This is a genomic window from Arthrobacter sp. NPDC089319, from assembly GCF_040684925.1.
GTDB lineage: Bacteria > Actinomycetota > Actinomycetes > Actinomycetales > Micrococcaceae > Crystallibacter.
This window is the reverse complement of sequence record NZ_JBFBGZ010000010.1, coordinates 45,917-64,025: the sequence shown is the minus strand read 5'-3', so window position 1 is coordinate 64,025 and position 18,109 is coordinate 45,917. Positions and strand designations below refer to the sequence as shown.

Sequence of the window (18,109 nt, the reverse complement as noted above, 5' to 3'; positions counted from 1 at the left end):
CATTCACCGATTGAATCCGCGCTGTACGAGCCCGCTCCGCTCGAGCCTATTGGGCAGGGACTGCCGACAGAACCGACGCATCCTTCGTGGACGGGCTCGGCTAAACATATCTGCGAGCTGCCGGTGACGGACCTCTCGGTCCGATGGAATGGTGGAGTAGATGAACGGATTCTTCCGGAAAGGATTCAAACTTCTGTAGGGCCTAGTTCGTGGACTGGGATCGTTTGAACCTCCATGCGAAGGCCCGCCTAGATCCTAATTACGAGTTTGTCGGCAGGTTTGCCGTATGTTCGGGCCCTTCATGCACCGTCGGGCACTGCCGAAGTCAATACCCTAGAGCTCACCCCCATGCTTGCAGGATCTTGCTGGTCCGTCGCTCGGACGTCATGCATAGGTGAAGAAGCCCGCGCCGCTTTTGCGACCAAGTCGCCCCGCATCCACTAGGCGACGCAGGTTGTTAGGAATCACAACGGCGGGGTCACGAGTTTCCTTGTGGATTGCCTCCCCGATATCCCGGAGTACATCAAGCCCGATCAGGTCGCTGAGCGCGAGTGGCCCCATACGGTGTCCGGCACCGAGCCTCAGGCCCTCATCGATTTGCTCGGCAGTGGCATATCCCGTGTCGAGCATGCGTGCAGCGGCGAGTAGGAACGGTACCAACAGGGCGTTGACGACGAAGCCGGGTCGATCCTCCACCACAATTGGCGTTTTCTGAAGTCGCTCCAGGATGAATGTGACTATGGGCTCTTCAAGGCGCTTGTCGGAAAGTGGGGTCCGCACAACTTCGACAAGCTGCATGCGCGGTACTGGGTTGAAGAAGTGGACGCCAAAGAACGCCTGCGGATTAGTTACCGCTGACGAGAGGTGCGTGATCGACATCGAAGAGGTGTTGCTTGCGATGATTGCTGCGGGCCCAGCGACTGCTGCGACTTCACGGAGGACGGAGAATTTGATCTCCGGGACTTCGGGCACCGCCTCAATAATGAGGTCGCACCCGGAGAGTTCGTCGTAGGACGTCGCTAGCGAGAGTGCGCCTTCCCGTCTGGTTCGCTCCTCGCTCGAGATTGTTCCCTGTGTCTCGAGTCGGTCGTACTCGATCGCGAGCTGTGCCTGTGCGGAAGCTAACGCTTGTGGTTGGCTGTCGAGCAGTGTCACGTAAAGACCGACGGACGCTAATGCGACGTGGGCGATTCCACGTCCCATCGTGCCCGACCCGACGATGCCAACGGTTTGGATTGGCTTCACCTGTCGTACCTCCGGAAGAGGGCGGCTAAGGCTTGACCTCCGCCTATACACATCGTGACGATCCCATACTCTAGGTTGCTTCGTTGTAGTTCTAGCGCGACGCGGACGCTGAGGATCGCCCCGGTTGCGCCGACTGGGTGGCCCAAGGCGATTGCTCCTCCGTACGGATTAGTGCGTTCGGGGTCGAGACCTGCGTCCCGTATCACAGCGACGGCTTGCGCTGCGAAAGCTTCGTTGAGTTCTACAACGCCTATGTCTTGCGCAGTCAGGCCGGTTTGGGCGAAGAGCTTTTCCAGCGCTAAGACTGGGGCGTAGCCCATTAAGTCAGGGGACATGGCGGCCGTTGATACCGCTTCTAGAGTTGCCAGTCCGTGAAGGCGCTGGGCAGCCACGTCCCTTTCCCGCATGAGCACCACTGCAGCTGCCCCGTCGTTAATCCCAGAGGAATTACCAGCGGTCACTGTACCGCCATCTCGGAATACGGGGCGCAGCTTGGAGAGTTTCTCGGCGGTCGTTGCCGGTTTTGGATGCTCGTCGGTGTCGACCATTTGAGCACTCCTGCCTTGCTGCATGACGGGGACGATTTCCTCGGCGAAGGTAGTCCTGGCCTTCTGGGAAGCTGCGCGGCGCTGGCTCTCTGCGGCAAAGTCATCTTGCTCGCCCCTGGACACTGCATACTTCTCGGCGACATTCTCGGCAGTTACACCCATGTGTGACCCGCTAAACGGATCGGTGAGCATGGCAACTGTGCCGTCGACGAGTTCCCGGTCGCCCAGCCGGTTATTGAACCGTGCGTTGAAGTCGAGAAAAGGCATGGTGCTCATACTTTCGTTGCCGCCGGCCACTACGACGTCAGTTCCGCCCCAGAGTAGTTCTTGGGCACCCCCCCAGATCGCTTGGAGTCCGCTTCCGCACAGTCGGTTGACGTTGAAAGCCGGCGTGCTTTCGGGCATACCGGATTCAAGCGCAACGCGACGGGCGTTGTATGCTTCCGGACCGACCTGGCCGATGCAGCCCATGACGAGCTCGTCGACTGTGTCTGGTGCAAGGCCGGCCCGGTGGAGAGCTCCCTTGGCGGCGGTCGCGCCAAGCACATGGGCCGGAACCGTCCGCAAAGCGGACCCGAAGGAACCGATGGGCGTCCGTGCACCTGCGACAACGACAACCCGTTCGTCTCTAGCCATGGGTCGCACCCATTTCTGCCTCTGCGGTCGTGCTGATCCGGGCCTGACCGTTGCCTGATGGAGAGAGCTTGCGGGATCTCTTGGCTCTCAGCTCGTCAATATTCCGCGGTTGCAAGTGCACGGTCGCTCCAATTTCTTGAATCTGGATTCGGTGACCCAGGCTTATGTGCTCGACGTTGGTTTCTTCTCTCATAACCGAACGAACGGTCGAGGGCATCGCCCCATCAGGAGCGGTTTGGCGTGGAGACTCGGCATGAACCCAGGACCACACATAGTCCCTCACGGGTAATTCGCTACGTGGTCGCAGTGACTCCTGGCGAGGCGTTGCCCATGAGTCGACTTCAGCCGTCGGGTTTGAGGGCATATCGGTTCTCCTGCGGACTCGGTGGGGACCAGAGTTCGTATCCGAAGATCACACGGTCAGAATTGGCTCATGTAGGTGGTGGCTTGCTGCAATAGGTGAGGGATGCCGGCCTCGAGTGACGGACCGAAGACCGTGTCGTGGGGGCGTTCGCCCTTGAGCCAGCGGGTGTAGATGGCCTCGCAGAAGATCGATGACTTCCACAGTGCCAGGGTCTGGTACCACGGCAGCGCATCGACGTTCAGACCGCTCTGTTCGGCGTAGCGGGTCACGAACTTCTCGCGGGTCCAATACCCCGGCTGCGCTGTCACGGAGGTCAGCTCCATGACTGTGGTCGCGCTGCCGGCCTCGGTGTAGGTCGCCGTGAAGTATCCAAGGTCGGCCAGCGGGTCACCGAGAGTCGACATCTCCCAGTCGAGAATGCCGATCACCGCGGCCGGTGCTTGGCCGCCGAACATGAGGTTGCCCATGCGGTAATCACCGTGAACGAGGGACACCACTTGGGTGTCCGGGATGTTGGCTTCGAGCCAGTCGGTGATCTGATGAATTTGGGGAAGGCTACGCGTCGTATTGACGTCCCAAAGCCCGGCGAACCGCTGGACCTGCCGCTTCAGATATCCCTCCGGACGGCCAAGCATGGCCAGGTCACCCTTGCTGACGTCCACCGAGTGCAGCAGGCTCAGGGTGTCCACTACGGCTCGGCTGGTGGCATCCCTTTGGTCCGAGCCTTCCAAAGCGGCCGGAATAGAGTTCGTGATGACTTCGCCGTCTAGGAAAGACATCACGTAGAACGGAACGCCGAGCAGGGAATCGTCCTCGCAGATGGCCAGGATCTCCGGGACCGGCACGCCTTGGGCGCCGAGGAGCTGTTGGACGCGGGCCTCACGGACCATGTCATGGGTGGATTTCGCCAGGGGCGGGCGCGGGCCACGTCTCAGCACGAAAGTCTCCCAGCCCCGTCGGATGCGGTAGGTGATATTGGACTGACCGTCACCGATCCGTTCCCAGGAGAGCGGCCCGGAGCCGAGCCCCTGTGCGTCGAGGAACGACGTCACGGACTCCAGCACGAGCAAGGGGGGGACCTCCAAGGACTGCGCTTCGTCTAAGGTGGCGACGACCTCCACGCCGTCCGGTCGGGTCTGCGTCAGGGCTACCATCAGCGGTCGCCCTCCTTGCGGACCACGGCATCGCCTTGGTAGGGAGCACCGGCTTGGACCTCCCTCCGGCGTCGTGAAGACGCACGCCGAGAGATGGCGAACTTGTGGGTCTCTGTAGAGCCGTCGTAGATGCGGAACGGGCGGACCTCATTGAGAAACTGGGCAAGCGGCAGTCCGTCGGAGACGCCGTCTCCGCCGCAGATCTGGATGCACCGGTCAATAACACGGTAGATTGCCTCCGAGCAGTGGACTTTGGCGATGGAGGACAAGTTCTGGCCCGCCTTTGGGTCCTCGGCCAGCAGCCGGGCCGTCTTGGTGATGATTGCATCCGAGGTCTCGATGTCGATCTCGCACTGAGCAATGAGTTCTTGGGCCATGCCTAGCTTGTACATCTCCGACCCGAAGAGTTCCCGGCGATCGGCGCGGTCGAGTGCGATGTCCAGGGCGCGTCGGGCGAGCCCAAGCCACCGCATGCAATGGGTCAGTCGGGCAGGGCCGAGGCGCGCCTGTGCGTACTTGTTGCCGCGACCGACCTCACCTAGAACGGCGTCATCGGCTACCCTCACGTCCTCAAAGTACATGTGGGGGTGCCCGCCGATAATGGCTCGGTCGATGGTGTGGATCGGTTCGCCGATATGCACCCCCGGAGTGTCCATGTCCACCAGGAACATTGTGGCGCCTTCGGGCGTCGTGTCTGTGGCGTCGGCATGGGCCATGAAGATGCAGAAGCCGGCGCCGTTCGCCCCGGAGGAGAACCGCTTGTGTCCGTTCAGGACCCATTGGTTGCCCTCTCGGCGTGCCGTAGCCCGCAGGGCGGAGGGGTCCGAACCAGCACCCGGATGCGGTTCGGTCATGCCGAAGCAGGATCTGATCCTACCGGAGGCCAGTGGGGCGAGGAACCGCTCTTTCTGCTCCTCGGTGGCGATAAGCCCGAGCATGTGCATATTGCCTTCGTCCGGGGCCATACAGTTGAGTACGGCAGGGCCGATCGAGGAGTATCCGGCCTCCTGGAAGACCGACGACCACCACTCGATGGGCACGCCCTGGCCGCCAAACTCGACGCCGACATGAGGGGCGAAGACCCCGGCGTCTTTTGCAGCCTGCTGTAGCCTGTTGCGGGTGGACGCGTCGAGCTGTTCGCCGGGGCGGGGCTCGGCCGGAATGACCTGCCGGTGGATGAAGCGTCTGACCTTGAGGCGGAGTTCCTCAACGGTTTCCTGAGTGTGCTGGACGCGGGTGGGGGCGGTTGTCATGATGGCTTTCCTTCCGTCACTGACCGGTAACGGTCATGCTCTGCCGCCGGCCACGATGAGGCCGCCATCGAGGTTGATGACCTGCCCTGTAACCCAAGTGGAGTCATCGGAGGCCAGATAGCCCACGGCTTTGGCGATGTCTTCGGGAGTCCCCAGCCGGCCCAGCGGGTACTGGCTCGTGACATCTTCTTCCCTGCCTTCATAAAGGGCCTTGGCGAAGTTCGTCTTCACGAGGGCAGGTGCCACCGCGTTCACGCGCACCTCTGGGCCCAGCTCGACGGCAAGCGTCCGGGTCAAATGGGAAACGGCGGCCTTGCTCACTCCGTACAGGCCGATGTTCGGTGAAGGTCTCTCACCTGTGACCGAGGAAAGGTTCACGATCCGGCCGCCCCGCTGGCGAAAATTCAGCCCGGGGTGCCGGAGAACCTCCTGGGTCCAGGCGAGCGTCCCGAAGACATTTACCTCGAACACCTTGCGGGCCGCATTCAAGTCCAGGTCGGCCAGATGTCCATATACCGGGTTGATGCCGGCGTTGTTAACGAGGATGTCCAAGCCCCCGAACTTCGTGGCGACAGCATTTAGCACTTCCCTCCTGTGGGAGGGATCGTGGGACTTTCCCGCCACGAAGATGGCGGAATCCTCGGGAAATGCCTTAACGACCTGCTGAAGTGTCTCAGCTGTCCGGGCGGTCAAGCAGACCTTGGCTCCTCTTTCAATAAGCTCCTGGGCGATACCGAGACCGATGCCACGGCTGGCCCCGGTTATGATCGCCGTTTTTCCCTGTAGATCTTGATTCATGGTCACTCATGGCCTCTTCGGGTATTTTGCATAAGAGCACACCGGCTGTGCAGCCTGGCCCAAGCAGTGACAGCACCTGTCAAGGAGATGCTGACTGCTCGGTCACTCGGCTGAATTCAGGATTTCTGCCACTACGTCAGGATCATGCCACCCTCGATTGGGACTACCTGCCCTGTGATGTAGTCCGAGTCCGCGCTGGCGAGGAACACGGCAGTGGGAACGATGTCACTTGGTTGTGCGGGTCGGTCGAGCAGAATGCCGTCCGCCATGGCGGCGAACCCAGAATCCTCTTCACCGATCGCGGCGAGATCTTTGTCTAATTGCTCCCACAGGGGAGTCGCGACGACACCGGGGGCGAACGCGTTTACGGTAATCCCGTCCGCGGCGAGGGCACGCGCGCCAGCCTGCGTTAGCGAGATGACTGCTGCTTTCGCCGCGCTATAGGGCGCGAAACTTGGGAATCCCGACCGGCCTGCGATGGATGCCGTGTTAATCACCTTGCCTCGGCGCTTGTCACGGATCACGCGCTTCGCAAATTCTTGCGTGCCGATGAGAACACTAAGTGCGTTCACCGAGATGATTCGTTCAAAGTTGTCCTCCGTAATGTCGAGGAACTTCATCGGCCGGTTAATTCCGGCGTTGTTGAGGTATACGTCCACAGGTCCGATGTCATCCCACACTTCATCGAGTCCGGCAGCGACGGAGCGGCGTCGCGTTACGTCCATCTCGATGGCGCGGGCTGCGCCGCCGGCGTCGCTTATCGAATCTGCGACGATGCGGGCTCCTTCGAAATTGAGGTCAGCTACGATCGTATGCGCTCCCTCCGCGGCCACGCCCTCGGCGATCGCGCGTCCTATTCCAGACGCGCCACCGGTAATCAGCACTACTTTGTCTTGCAGACGCATTGTCGATTCCTTTCGGATTGACCCGCACTACTTAGCGGAAGAGATGTTCGGGAGCCACAGGGCGATGTCCGGGAAGAACACGAGGATTACGACGAGTAGCAGCGCCATGGCAATGAACGGGACAGCCCCGCGGAAGACGTCCGTGAGCTTTACTCGAACGCCGAGATTGACCTCACGCTTCTGTGCGAGTCGGTGAACGATGAACGACAACATTCCAACTGGTGGGGTGACAATCGCGATTTCGGCGAGGAGGACGAGGAAAATGCCGAACCAAAGAAGATTCACGTCCATCGCGGCGAGCGGCGCTGCCATTACGGGCATCGTAATCAGGAGAAGAGCTAGTGGCTCCAGCACGAGCCCCAAGATCAGATAAAGGACAATCAGGAGCAGCAAGAAGGTGGTGGTGTCCAGGTTGAGGTTGACGACGAGCTCGCTCATCGCCGAGCCGATCTGGCTGAGAGTGACAACCCGGCTCAATAACACCGTGGCGATCAGGAGCAGGAAGATCGAGGCGGTCGACACGGCGGCATCTGAGAGGCTCGCACGCACGAATGTCCATGTGGCACGCGGTCCCCGACGCCCCCTGCCCAGCATTAGCCAGCCAATTACGAGGGCCGCGATGGCGCCGACTGCTCCGGCTTCCGTGGGTGTGGCGAGTCCCGCAAACAAGCTTCCTATAACAGCTATCATCACGACGGCAAGCGGGACGACTCCCGACAAAGATCGCATGCGTGTTACCCATGTGATACCAGTTCGGTCGCCGCGAGGAGCCGCGTCCGGACGGATCCAGACCCAGACCAACACCGTAAGCGCGAATCCGATGGCGACCGCCACACCCGGGACGACCGCGGCGAGCAATTGCGGACCTACGGGCACCTGGGCCACCCCGGCATAAATCACCAGAAACACGCTTGGTGGAATCAATTGTCCGAGAGTACCTGCCATTTGCACGACGCCCGTCGCGAGCGCAGGCGAGTACCCCGCCCGAAACATCTCGGGGATTGCGATGCGACCGAGGGCGTAAGAGATTCCAACGGAACTACCGCTCGCTGCGGCCAGACCAGCCCCGGCGAAATTTGTTCCGATAGCCAGTCCTCCGGGAAGTCCCCCGAACCACTGGTGAGCCGCCGTGTACACGTGGGCGGTCATGCCAGAGCGCCACATCGCGATGCCCATTAGAACAAAGAGCGGAATGACGCTCAACTGCCAGCTCGCCGCGGCACTAAATAGCGACGTGCTGAAGGTCGACTCGACGGTACGCCACCCGCCGAGTTCGATCAGACCGAGAATCGATGCTCCGAGCATACTTACTGCGATATTCACGCCTGCGAGCATCGCCGTGATTGTTAGAGCGATCACCAGGAGACCAACAATCGTGCGGTCAAGACCCCCGTATAGGATCGCCAGCGCGATGACGAGGCTAAGCGCGGTGCACAGCCAGAAGGCGAAGGCAGAACGTGGGGGGCTACTCGGTTGAGTCTTGCGGATTGTCTTGGGGGACTCCGATGGCTGCGTGATAGCTTTTGTGCTCATCCCGACACCTCCTCTTCCATCTGTTCGAAGATCTCGTCCGCTTCGTCGAGCCGTTCCAATTCAGCGCTTGAGGCAGCAGCGACCTCGATGAACGACACCAAAAGTTGCACCATGAATACTGCGAGGCCAAATGCTGCAACCCACTTGATCGGCCAGACAGGGACAGCAATCGCGCTGAGCACTGTCTCGCCGATCTGCGTTGAAGCGAGTGCCCCTTCGAATGCAAAGACGGTGGCCATTCCGATTACGGTCATCGCTACGGCGAGCGAGATAAACTCCGCCGCACGGCGGGTTTTCCCGCGGATCCCGTCTAGGAACAATGTGACTCGCAGATGTTCCTTCCCGAGTTGAGCGGCACCAAGTCCTGTAAAAATAACCAAGGGCATCCACCACATGGCGGTGAACTCAAGGGTTGCGGGCAGTGGCTGGTGGGTAAAGCTTCTGAGGATGACGTCCGCAAGCACGTGGAGCGCCATGATGAGCACGACTGCGGCCGAAATCACCCACAGGATCCTGCTCGGCCAAGAGAGAGCCCGGGTCAGAGGTTCGACCCATTTCTTTTTTTCCATGGCGGATCCGCCTTTCCGTTTCCCGTGGATAGGGTTGCACCGCGAGATCCCCCATCCACGGGAAAGTCGCTACTGTCGCTTCGCGAAATTCTCGAAGAAGGGAGTGACGTCCATGTCGCGGGCCGTCATCCAGGCCTTCTTGATGGAATCCGCGTTGTCTTCGGCTACGGGGATGTCGAGACCATCCAGGACTTCTTTCCAGTGAGCCCCCGATTGTTCTTGCGCGCTCAGGACCTCCTGTGCATTAGCGGGTGCCCCTTCGGCTTGTGCGAGCCCCGCGATCCGCTCGTTTTGGTAAGCGGCTAGGGCCTCACGGACATCGGGTGCGTCGTACCACGTGACATCTTTGCCGGGGCCTCCGTCGCCGAACACTGTGGAGTACTTCTCAAGGTCGGCCGCCACTAGGTTGGACATGAAGTTCACGCCCGCCTCGAGGAAGACATCCTGCAACTCCGGTGAGAAGCTGTTCCACATGTCGAGGTTCATGACCGTCGCAACAAAGGGTGAGCTCGCATTTAGCGGAACGAAGTGCGAAGCGACGTCGAATACTCCGTAGTCGCTCATCGACCCTGCCCCAATGAGAACGCAATCGACGACGCCGCGTTGGAGACCCTCATACAACTCCGCGGTTGGAAGGTTTACAGGGACCATCCCGAGGGCTTCGGCTTCCTGTATCCAGAGGTTTCCTGCGGCGCGCACCTTACGTCCCTGCAGGGATGCCAAAGATTCAATCGGCTCTTTGCACGCAAGGTTGTAGCTCGGGTTTGGGTTGATAGTGATGACCTTGAGGTTGTTCTTCTCGAACTCCGCCTGGATCGTAGAGTCCTCGAACAGATCTGAAGTGGTGGCCGCACGCTGCAATAGGTCGTATGGGAACGTGTCTTCTGCGGACGTGTTCAAGGCGGCCGCCCAATTCGTAACAGGCAGCTCTTGCGGATTGTACACAGGCGGGAGAGGAGCCATGTCGGCGACGCCCGATCCAACCCCCGAAAGGAACTCGGCGCCTGGGAGGAGGGCAGCACTCCAGTAGTACTCGAACGTAACTTTACCGTCGGTTTTTTCCTCGACTTCCTCTGCAAAGGCTCGGAAGGCAACACCGGTTGCCGCGGAGTCCGGCCCCTGATCGGCCCATTTGACCACGACCGGGTCCATGTCGGCGATCGTACCTCCGGCCGGTTGGGCGGAACCGGCGCTATCCACGCCGCAAGAGGTTAGGACCAGTGCTCCACCCACGATTGCGGTGGCGAAGCACTTCGTAATTAGGCTTCTTTTCATCTGTTTTCCTTCGTGTGGGAGCCGAAATCTATGGCATTGAACGGACATTTATTTGACGATGCCAGCGCCGCGAAGCTCGTCGATGCGGTCCGGCGTGACGCCGAGTGCGGCTAACACCGAGTCCGTGTGCTCGCCCAGTGACGGTGCTTCGGACTGCGTGCCGACGGTTGGATGATTCCCGTAGATCACTGGCGACCCTGGGATGCGGATAGATCCTAAAGCTCGGTGCTCGTAGTCGACGATGTAGCCGTTTTCTAGCGCCTGCTTATCCTGTAGCACATCGCTAATGCGGTTGACCGGAGCGAAGAGAACCCCATGAGCCCGGAATGCGGCGACCCAGTCCGCCTGCGTTCTGCTCAGCATAAGTTCGTCAAGCAATGCGATGAGCTCCGCCCGGTTGACGAGCCGGTCCTGCTTGGTGGCGAATCGTAAATCGTGGGTCAGGTCAGTGCGCTCGATCGCCTCGCAGAACGCTGGCCAGTACTTCTCCTCCGGGTGGTTCGTGCCGATGATCCATTTGCCGTCAGCGCAACGGAACGTGGTCCGCAGCGCCGAGTTTTCAGCGCGGCGCCAGGAGACGTCGATTTCCTCTCCGTGCACGCTCGTCGCCAGCACGTTGGCGTACATCAGGTTGACGGCTGCGCCGTACAGCGACGCATGAACATCACCGCCATGACCCGTGCGCTCACGCTCCAGCAAGGCCACAACGACCGCCTGGCTCAAGACAATTGCGGTGATCTGGTCGAGCAGGATCATCTGCTGGAGGGTAGGTTCATCGTGTCCCGCGAGAAAGAGCATGCCAGAGATGGCCTGCCCCATGGGGTCGAACCCGCCGTCGTCCGCTTTCTCCCCCCGAGGTCCGAAACCGGTTGCGCTGGCATAAACGATGTTTGGTTTCAGCGCGCGGATCGAATCGTAGTCGATCCCTAACCGGGGTCGGGCGGAGGTGCGCAGATTGCAGAGGAAGACGTCCGCCGTGGCAACTAGTGCCGCGAGTATCTCACGCCCCTCTTCCGCCTTCATGTCAACCGCGATTCCGGTTTTGTTTCGGTTGGACATCTCGAAAAGCAGGCTCCAATCGGGCAGCTCGGCCCGCGTGACCTCGATGGGGCCGAACGAGCCGTGATACCGCTCGGGGTCCCCAACGGGAGACTCGATCTTGATTACCTCGGCACCGAGATCACCAAGAATCGCGCTCGCGCCGGGCCCAGCATGCCACACACCGACCTCAACGATTCGAATGCCCTCCAACGGAAGTTTCCGCGACATGGCTAGAGCCCCCCTACTACTCTGACGGATTGGCTACAACATTCGACCGAGGTGCGGGGCCCATTCTCGGCGACGAGGTACTCCGAGCCACATACCTGACAGCGCAGGCGCTCGGGTTCGAACATAGAGGAAAAATCTGGTTCTTCTTCGGCTGCGAACGCACGCGATCCGACTGCAGAGTCGACAACCACGCCCGGCTTGTTGCCGACCCAATAGAAAAGCTCGTCGGTGAGGTGCGAAACCTCGGACTGAGGAAGAATGCGGCCGTAGTAGAGCAGCTGCTTGTGCTTGCGGACAGATTCCTGGCCCAACGTGCAGATGTGTTCAGCCCATTTAAGAGCTTCAGGTACGACGTCCGCTTGAGGGACGACCTTATTGACGAAGCCAATCTCATACGCCCGCTGCGCAGTCATTTGTTGCCCCATCAAAGCGACCTCTGAGGCGATAGCCCGCGTCGGGAATGTGTGATTTTCAGCAATAAAAGGAGCATGCAGATTCCAACGAACCTCGGTGATCCCCAAACGCGCGTCTTCTGACGCGATGCGCAGGTCACATCGTTGCGCGATGTCCCACCCGCCTGCAAGAGCGAAGCCGTTGATCGCCGCTATCATTGGCTTCCACGTCGGCGCCCAAACATGCGCCTTGCGTCGAGCAGGCGCAGCAGTGTGAACTGCACCTTCCTGAAGCTCCGTGAACTCCCGAAGGTCCATGCCGGAGGAGAAGGCAGTATCGCCCGCGCCTGTTAGAACGAGGACCCACAGGTCATCGTCTTCATTGAAGCGTTCTAGCTCTTCGTCCCAACGGGCATAGAACTCGCGCGAAAGCGCATTGCGACGTTCTTCTCTATTGATAGTAAGGAGATAAGTATGTCCAATGCGCTCCGTAAGCAGAACATCTCGACCGTGTAGCACTATGCGATATCCTTCCGAGTGTGACAGTCAGCCTTAGTTAAACTAAGTGCCACTTATGGGCAGCTCTCAGTAAGGCTAATACGTTCCTAGGACCAGCGCAAGGAAAATTTGTGATGTTAAGCACTGCTTACGCATCCGAGTGGAGCGTCCGGGCCATCGTGTTGCGTCCGCATGCCATCGCCTGGGAAGGGCAGCGCACTTTATGCGTCTGAATTGCCAGATTTCACCGCAGGTGTCACAAGTAGGGTGTCCAGATCTGACCTTCACCCATCAAGGTCTTGATGAAACTCTGCATGCTGACCAAACGCCACTACATGTCGTATAGTGCTACTAAACTGTCTGTGGCTGCATGAGGAGCTGAAACATATGCTCGACCACCTTCCCCAAGCGAATGCTGGGGAAAACGATTCAACGACCGGGACTGCGGCATTTGGCCGATCTCTTCGTGAGGTTCGAACAAACCGGGGCATTAGCCAGAGCGAGCTTGCGCGCCGCCTCAACTTGAGTTCTGGGATGATCTCACAGCTGGAGAAAGGGCTCTCCCTGCCTTCTGTATCTACGATGCTCGCGATCGCGGGCGAGCTGGAAGTGTCACTCGACTCGCTTTTTGGCACGAGAGCATCAGAGGAAAGCTCTTCGTCTCGGAGGCGTCCGGCACCGTCCATGCATTTACCTGGAACCGCGCCGACGTCAGCCGCACCTTCCGAAATATACGACCTCATCACATCTGCAGGGGACAGCGGCAACGGCAACGGCATCGAAGCGTCTGTCCAGCGCCTGCCCGATAGGCCGATCCTCAAGCTTGAGGATGGCGTCACGTGGGAGTTGCTAACGACGGATCGTAGTCACAGCGTCCTTTTCGTGATCGTCACCTACCCCCCGGGGGCGGCCACCACGTCTGGTCGCGCCTTCGTGCGGCATCCGGACATCGAATACTTCCTGTTACTTGAGGGCGAACTCGACGTTTCGCTGGAGTTCGAGCACACGACTGTCCGCGCTGGCGACTCCATGTGGTTTGATTCAATGCGACCGCACCTCTTCGAGAATCGCTCTGACGTTCCCGCTCGCGGCGTATTTTTTATAATCCCTCAAGAACGACACCCTTGACAGGGAACTGAGGCTAAGAAACTATATAGTCACACTAGATTCTTAGTAGCACTAATGGTGTATATAGGAGGGTAAGCTGATGTCGCAGATCCATCGGGGCAAGACCGCTCTCGTGACGGGTGCACACCAGGGCATAGGCAGGGCCGTCGCGCTGAGACTCGCTGAAGATGGCGCTCACGTGCTCTGCGCCGATTTGGGCAATTGCAGAGAGACGGTCACTGCGATCCAAGACGCAGGGGGCTCATCTGAGGCGCTCTCACTCGATGTCACTAACGAGTCGAACTGGGCCTCTGTCCTGAACTCGAGGCAATCAGGCGATGACGTATCGATTCTCGTCAATGTCGCAGGGGTCCTGGCGAAGGGCCCCGACACATTGGAGGAAATCTCCGACTCCGACTGGGATCTCGTCATGGGCGTAAACGTGCGAGGGGCCGTTAACGGTATGCGGGCCGTCGCCCCTCGAATGGTGGCGGCGGAGTGGGGGCGGATTATCAATATCTCTTCGATGGCTGCGCTGAAGGGGCAGCCAGGTCTCCTTGCATACTCGGCCTCGAAGGGCGCGGTCGTGGGACTCACCCAACAGACTGCGGTGGAGTACGCCCATACTGGTGTGACTGTCAATGCCATCGCCCCGGGCGTTACGGAGACCCCGATCCTAGCCGGAATGTCCGAAGAGTCCCGCCTCTCTTACAGCGCAAACCACGCGATCAAGCGCCTCGCTCAACCGCGGGAACTGGCTGCACTCATTTCGTACTTGGCGGGCGACGACGCCGCTTTCGTCACGGGACAGACCATCTCGATTGACGGTGGCGCAACCATATCCTAAGGAATTCGTGTGTCACCCACTGCTATGGCCAGCAACGGAGCGTCCATGTAGCGGTGGAGCTCGCTAGGCATTTTAGTTGGCTCCTCCGTCGACGGGGATGGCGGCGTTCAGCGCCGGCTGCCATAGTGTGGCCCATCGTGCCCTGCCTTGGAGTCGCCATGAGCACGAATGCAACCATTGAAGCATCGCAGATCCGCAAAGGGCAGGCTGCGTCGTCGTCGACACCACGAAGATCTCCAAGGTCACCGCGGAGACCGACTCCCTGCCGCTTACTAACTGCGGTGGGGCACCGGACGATCACCCGGATCGTCAATCCCACCGCCACGATTACGGTGCTCCACCGCCACCATGCTCGCGTCCAAACGAGCAGTGATAGCAGCCACGCAGATGCAACTCATTACTACTCAGACAACTTGCTACGCAACCAGTGGATGACACTAACTCGGAAAGCAGTTCCTTATGGAGAAGACCTCACAACTGACGGCGATGAAGCCAGTAAAAGTCGAGGATTGGGCTGTGCTCAAGGGCGTTACCGTCGATGTCCGTTTGAACGGCAGAGTAATTTGTTCAGGCGTTGTTGATGCGGTGACAGCGGACGGGTCCATTCTTTGGGTGCAACCTGCCGGCTCCGAAAGAAGACTCTTCGAAAAGAGGAGATCATATGAAGCTTGGACCGATGAGCAATCGGCCCCCTTTATATATAGGATCTCGGGGAAATCAAAATATTAGCCTAGTCAGGAAGTGGTGTGCCGGCAATGCTTCCGGGCATTGAGAAGGAGTAAACATGAGCACAGCCACTGCAGCCGTTCGCCAGGGTGTTCTGGCCGACACTCTGGTTCCCAGCACCGCCCTAGTTAACGCCGCGCTGGTGGTCGGTGTCGCAGGCCTGACCTCCGTGACGGCGCAGCGGGCCGAGCCGCTCTGGCCGGTCCCGATCACCGGCCGGACCCTGCGGCATCGTGAACTCCTTGATCGCGGCCGCCGCCATGCCCGCCGCCTGGAAACTTCCCGCGGGTAGTGCATGTGGTCTGCCATCATGCCCTCTCTCTAAGCGTCGATCCCTTGGGTCCGCGCCTGAATTCGAACAAAGTTGGCGACTAAGGGGCACTGGCTGGTTGTCGCATAAGCTGGTCCTTCAACGCACCACTCCCCCCCCGATGGAAACGAGACGTGAGGTTCTCCGCGTTTCCGTGATTCACCAATGCGCGGTTGCCCCGTCCGTAAAAAGCGCCAGCGTAGGTAGCTCAAGTGCTACATCTGGCGGGCCTCTTAAGGGCTGTCAGAATCCGGGTCCTATGTGGGGGTTCTGACAATCGCTGGTGAAACCGCCTAGGGCCTGGCTTGGGACTTTGAATGTCTTGCGGTAGGCGGACTCTCATGCAGGCTGCGTCCGCACGTCTGGGAACCAGCCGGTCGGTGCTCTCTTCGGTTCCAGGTGTTCGGGGTCGCGGTGTTCTTTCATGTCGCAGTTGTAGAACGGTCCGTGGGGGTCCAGGAGGACTCTCATGTGGTGATCTGCGTGGTCCCGCCACCAGACGCTCATGCCGGTGGCCGGGTCCAGGCGCAGGTGCTCCCAGGACCGCCACATGGCCGCTACCCGTGAGACCGCTTCGGGGTGGAAGTACCACTCGGTGCACCATTTTGCTGATTTTCCGGTGACGCTGCGGACATAGGTGGGCAGCAGTTGCTCGTGCAGGAATTCTTCGGCCGAGCCGTAGACGAGCTCCGGTGTCTCCCCGGCCTTTGCGCCCTCGCCATGGCTGGTAGCGGGGTCGGGGGTGTCGGTATCGAATAATCCAAAATCATCTTCCATGAGGGAGGCGCTTCCTTACTTCGTGACCCAGGGATTCGCGTTCGGCGCAGCCGAGACCGGGACTGGCTCAACTTCGGGCTGCGGGCTGTACTTCTGGATGGACGCTTCCACCGCTTCCTTGTGCGGGCCGGTGTACCAGGGCAGTGTGCGCACCAGTGTTGCCGGTGCCCCGGAAGCGAGGACCACCGCGCGGCCGCGGTCGAGTTCGGCGAGGTTGGAGACATCGAAGATGCGCTCCTTGCCTTCCTGACGGGAGCGGCTGGACCCGGTTTTACCGGAGGAGACAGAGACATTGATGTAGCTGTAGTCGCCGATCAGATCCGAGAGTGCCCGGAGGAATCCTTCTTCGGCCACGCCGCCGCCGTAGACCTTGACGTTCGCGGCGGACCAGATTTTGCGCATGTTCGCCTCGCCCCAGAGTTCGACGCCTTGAGACCAGGATTGCAGGATGCCCATGACGATCAGGCCCTTGGAGCCGTAGTGGCTGAACTGGTCGGGCAGCCCGGCCCAGCGGACGACGTTGGCCAGCTCGTCGAGCGCGAACAGCGCCGGTTTGGGCAGGCGGCCGCCGCTGCGCTCGGCGCGTTCTTCCATGGCCTCAGCGATGGCTACCGTCAGTGCCGTTGTGAGCGGGGCAGCCGAGCCGGCACCTTCCTTGGAGAGGATGTAGATCGTCTCCCGGGAGGCAGCGAACGCGTGCGGGTTGAACTCGCGGCGCCGATCGGTGGCCACGCTTGCATCGCCAGTCGGGGCGACCCAGCGCAGCGTGTTCCTGCTCTTGAGGCACTGGATCATTTTCTCGGCGGTGCCGAAGATGCCGTCCCTTTGTTTGTCTGCCAGTTCCAGCGTGGACTCCAAACCTCTGTACTGCAGCTCGTAATCGTGCTGTTTGAGGATGTTGATGGGTTCGCGGTTTACCTGCTCCGTCACCCACAGGTACACCTGCGTGATGGGCAGCCCGCCCAGTGCGGCCGCAAGGAAGTACGAGGAGAGAATGTCCTCGGCCTTGGGATCGAAGTAGGCGTCCGGCTTGGACCCCGGGACCCGGGAACCGACCGAGAAGTGCTGGGTGAGCTTGTAGGCCTTCTCTTCGTCGGTGACGTAGGAGAGCGGGTTCCACCACCAGGTTGGTTCCTCCTGGGAGATTTTCTGCGGATCGAACACCCACACCGGGGCCGTGGCTTCGCGGACGCCGCGGGTGCCGTCCACGACGTCGCGTTTGTTCGACGTCGAGACCACCGCGCCGGGAGCGTCCAGGATCGCGGGCATCACCCGTGAGGTCGATTTACCGGTTCGGGGTCCCCAGATGTCGAGGCTGAGGTCTTCCCAGGACTGGACGAATTTCTGGCCGGTGGAGACGACCTTGCCGACGACGATGCCGGGGTTGTCTTTGATTCCCAGTCGTTCGGCTTTGGCCTGCGCTCCCTTGTCGGAGAATGCGGCGAGGGACTTGCCGCTGCCGAGGTAGCGGGCGGCCTTGTCGACCCGGGCGCGCTTGGACGCGCCCTGCCGCCACGCCACCAGGACGACGACGGCCAGGGCCAGAATCAGGCCGGCCGTGACGCAGACGACGACGGTGGCCTGGGCCGGCCAGGGCACCTTGCCCTTGATGAGTCCGGCGATCAGGTCAATGGGGTGGGCCGGCGGTGCGTCGATGCCTGCCATCCAGGAGCCGATGTGTGCGGCGGCGTACGTGCCGCCGCCGAAGACGACGATAAAGCCGATGGCCAGCCATACGAGGATGGCGTCGCCGAGGCCCATGCCTTTGCGGTTCGGTGCGCTCACAGCGTGCCCCCTTCTGTCGGCAGGATGGGCGGGGTGGAGTCAAGGATCGGTTCCGGGGATATCTCTAGTCGCTTAGGTTCGTTGGCTTGGTTTGCGGGCAGGACTCGCGTTTGAACAG

17 protein-coding genes are annotated in these 18,109 nt (G+C 60.4%); 4 read left to right on the top strand and 13 right to left on the bottom strand.

All coding sequences use genetic code 11. The annotated features are described in order from the left end of the window. Window positions 1–384: 384 nt before the first annotated feature. From AB0N75_RS14970 to AB0N75_RS14920, 11 genes are all read right to left on the bottom strand, one after another. Entirely contained in the window at window positions 385–1,245 is an 861-nt protein-coding gene (locus tag AB0N75_RS14970) for a 3-hydroxyacyl-CoA dehydrogenase family protein (protein ID WP_364651479.1), read from the bottom strand. Then, window positions 1,242–2,429, bottom strand: a complete 1,188-nt coding sequence (locus AB0N75_RS14965; RefSeq protein ID WP_364651476.1) for a thiolase family protein — start codon at window positions 2,427–2,429, stop codon at window positions 1,242–1,244. The genes AB0N75_RS14970 and AB0N75_RS14965 overlap by 4 nt, the downstream gene beginning before the upstream one ends. A 420-nt stretch (window positions 2,430–2,849) precedes the next feature. Further along, on the bottom strand, window positions 2,850–3,947 hold the full coding sequence (locus tag AB0N75_RS14960) for a phosphotransferase family protein (RefSeq protein ID WP_364651473.1): 1,098 nt from the start codon (window positions 3,945–3,947) through the stop codon (window positions 2,850–2,852). Then, window positions 3,947–5,200, bottom strand: a complete 1,254-nt coding sequence (locus AB0N75_RS14955) for an acyl-CoA dehydrogenase family protein (RefSeq protein ID WP_364651470.1) — start codon at window positions 5,198–5,200, stop codon at window positions 3,947–3,949. Before AB0N75_RS14955 ends, AB0N75_RS14960 begins: the two co-directional genes overlap by 1 nt. A 33-nt stretch (window positions 5,201–5,233) precedes the next feature. Beyond that, window positions 5,234–5,998, bottom strand: coding sequence for an SDR family oxidoreductase (locus tag AB0N75_RS14950; protein ID WP_364651642.1), 765 nt, complete (start codon window positions 5,996–5,998; stop codon window positions 5,234–5,236). Window positions 5,999–6,129: 131 nt separating this feature from the next. Continuing rightward, window positions 6,130–6,903, bottom strand: coding sequence for an SDR family NAD(P)-dependent oxidoreductase (locus AB0N75_RS14945; RefSeq protein WP_364651467.1), 774 nt, complete (start codon window positions 6,901–6,903; stop codon window positions 6,130–6,132). 27 nt (window positions 6,904–6,930) lie between these two features. Continuing rightward, window positions 6,931–8,436 (bottom strand): TRAP transporter large permease subunit, encoded by a 1,506-nt coding sequence (locus tag AB0N75_RS14940; protein ID WP_364651464.1) that lies wholly within the window; start codon window positions 8,434–8,436, stop codon window positions 6,931–6,933. After that, entirely contained in the window at window positions 8,433–9,005 is a 573-nt protein-coding gene (locus AB0N75_RS14935) for a TRAP transporter small permease (RefSeq protein ID WP_364651461.1), read from the bottom strand. The genes AB0N75_RS14940 and AB0N75_RS14935 overlap by 4 nt, the downstream gene beginning before the upstream one ends. 69 nt (window positions 9,006–9,074) lie before the next feature. Then, the gene (dctP, locus tag AB0N75_RS14930; protein ID WP_364651458.1) at window positions 9,075–10,157 is read right to left on the bottom strand and encodes a TRAP transporter substrate-binding protein DctP; all 1,083 of its coding nucleotides are present in this window, start codon (window positions 10,155–10,157) and stop codon (window positions 9,075–9,077) included. Window positions 10,158–10,328: 171 nt separating this feature from the next. Then, window positions 10,329–11,549, bottom strand: coding sequence for a CoA transferase (locus tag AB0N75_RS14925; protein ID WP_364651456.1), 1,221 nt, complete (start codon window positions 11,547–11,549; stop codon window positions 10,329–10,331). A gap of 2 nt (window positions 11,550–11,551) precedes the next feature. Further along, window positions 11,552–12,460, bottom strand: a complete 909-nt coding sequence (locus AB0N75_RS14920) for an enoyl-CoA hydratase/isomerase family protein (RefSeq protein WP_364651453.1) — start codon at window positions 12,458–12,460, stop codon at window positions 11,552–11,554. Between the two features lie 366 nt (window positions 12,461–12,826). Between AB0N75_RS14920 and AB0N75_RS14915 the strand changes: the two genes are divergently transcribed. The 4 genes from AB0N75_RS14915 (at window position 12,827) to AB0N75_RS14900 (ending at window position 15,411) form a co-directional block, all read left to right on the top strand. Then, complete coding sequence (locus tag AB0N75_RS14915; protein WP_364651450.1) at window positions 12,827–13,567, top strand: XRE family transcriptional regulator; 741 nt, start codon at window positions 12,827–12,829, stop codon at window positions 13,565–13,567. Window positions 13,568–13,646: 79 nt separating this feature from the next. Further along, a complete protein-coding gene (locus AB0N75_RS14910; protein ID WP_364651448.1) occupies window positions 13,647–14,393 on the top strand; it encodes an SDR family NAD(P)-dependent oxidoreductase in 747 nt (248 codons plus the stop codon). Window positions 14,394–14,852: 459 nt separating this feature from the next. Then, window positions 14,853–15,122, top strand: a complete 270-nt coding sequence (locus AB0N75_RS14905) for a hypothetical protein (protein WP_364651445.1) — start codon at window positions 14,853–14,855, stop codon at window positions 15,120–15,122. A 55-nt stretch (window positions 15,123–15,177) separates the two neighbouring features. Next, window positions 15,178–15,411 (top strand): hypothetical protein, encoded by a 234-nt coding sequence (locus AB0N75_RS14900; protein ID WP_364651442.1) that lies wholly within the window; start codon window positions 15,178–15,180, stop codon window positions 15,409–15,411. A 357-nt stretch (window positions 15,412–15,768) separates the two neighbouring features. Here AB0N75_RS14900 and AB0N75_RS14895 read toward each other — a convergent pair whose 3' ends face one another. Together AB0N75_RS14895 and AB0N75_RS14890 are read right to left on the bottom strand one after the other, a co-directional pair. Next, window positions 15,769–16,206 (bottom strand): DUF4913 domain-containing protein, encoded by a 438-nt coding sequence (locus AB0N75_RS14895; RefSeq protein ID WP_364651440.1) that lies wholly within the window; start codon window positions 16,204–16,206, stop codon window positions 15,769–15,771. Window positions 16,207–16,221: 15 nt separating this feature from the next. Next, on the bottom strand, window positions 16,222–17,991 hold the full coding sequence (locus AB0N75_RS14890; protein ID WP_364651436.1) for a TraM recognition domain-containing protein: 1,770 nt from the start codon (window positions 17,989–17,991) through the stop codon (window positions 16,222–16,224). Window positions 17,992–18,109: the final 118 nt, after the last annotated feature.

What these genes read in the sequence shown, in the direction of transcription:
- AB0N75_RS14965 (WP_364651476.1), bottom strand. Translation starts at nt 2,429, where the DNA reads ATGGCTAGAGACGAACGGGTTGTCGTTGTCGCAGGTGCACGGACGCCC.
- AB0N75_RS14960 (WP_364651473.1), bottom strand. Translation starts at nt 3,947, where the DNA reads ATGGTAGCCCTGACGCAGACCCGACCGGACGGCGTGGAGGTCGTCGCC.
- AB0N75_RS14955 (WP_364651470.1), bottom strand. Translation starts at nt 5,200, where the DNA reads ATGACAACCGCCCCCACCCGCGTCCAGCACACTCAGGAAACCGTTGAG.
- AB0N75_RS14950 (WP_364651642.1), bottom strand. Translation starts at nt 5,998, where the DNA reads ATGAATCAAGATCTACAGGGAAAAACGGCGATCATAACCGGGGCCAGC.
- AB0N75_RS14945 (WP_364651467.1), bottom strand. Translation starts at nt 6,903, where the DNA reads ATGCGTCTGCAAGACAAAGTAGTGCTGATTACCGGTGGCGCGTCTGGA.
- AB0N75_RS14940 (WP_364651464.1), bottom strand. Translation starts at nt 8,436, where the DNA reads ATGAGCACAAAAGCTATCACGCAGCCATCGGAGTCCCCCAAGACAATC.
- AB0N75_RS14935 (WP_364651461.1), bottom strand. Translation starts at nt 9,005, where the DNA reads ATGGAAAAAAAGAAATGGGTCGAACCTCTGACCCGGGCTCTCTCTTGG.
- dctP (WP_364651458.1), bottom strand. Translation starts at nt 10,157, where the DNA reads ATGGACCCGGTCGTGGTCAAATGGGCCGATCAGGGGCCGGACTCCGCG.
- AB0N75_RS14925 (WP_364651456.1), bottom strand. Translation starts at nt 11,549, where the DNA reads ATGTCGCGGAAACTTCCGTTGGAGGGCATTCGAATCGTTGAGGTCGGT.
- AB0N75_RS14915 (WP_364651450.1), top strand. Translation starts at nt 12,827, where the DNA reads ATGCTCGACCACCTTCCCCAAGCGAATGCTGGGGAAAACGATTCAACG.
- AB0N75_RS14910 (WP_364651448.1), top strand. Translation starts at nt 13,647, where the DNA reads ATGTCGCAGATCCATCGGGGCAAGACCGCTCTCGTGACGGGTGCACAC.
- AB0N75_RS14905 (WP_364651445.1), top strand. Translation starts at nt 14,853, where the DNA reads ATGGAGAAGACCTCACAACTGACGGCGATGAAGCCAGTAAAAGTCGAG.
- AB0N75_RS14900 (WP_364651442.1), top strand. Translation starts at nt 15,178, where the DNA reads ATGAGCACAGCCACTGCAGCCGTTCGCCAGGGTGTTCTGGCCGACACT.
- AB0N75_RS14895 (WP_364651440.1), bottom strand. Translation starts at nt 16,206, where the DNA reads ATGGAAGATGATTTTGGATTATTCGATACCGACACCCCCGACCCCGCT.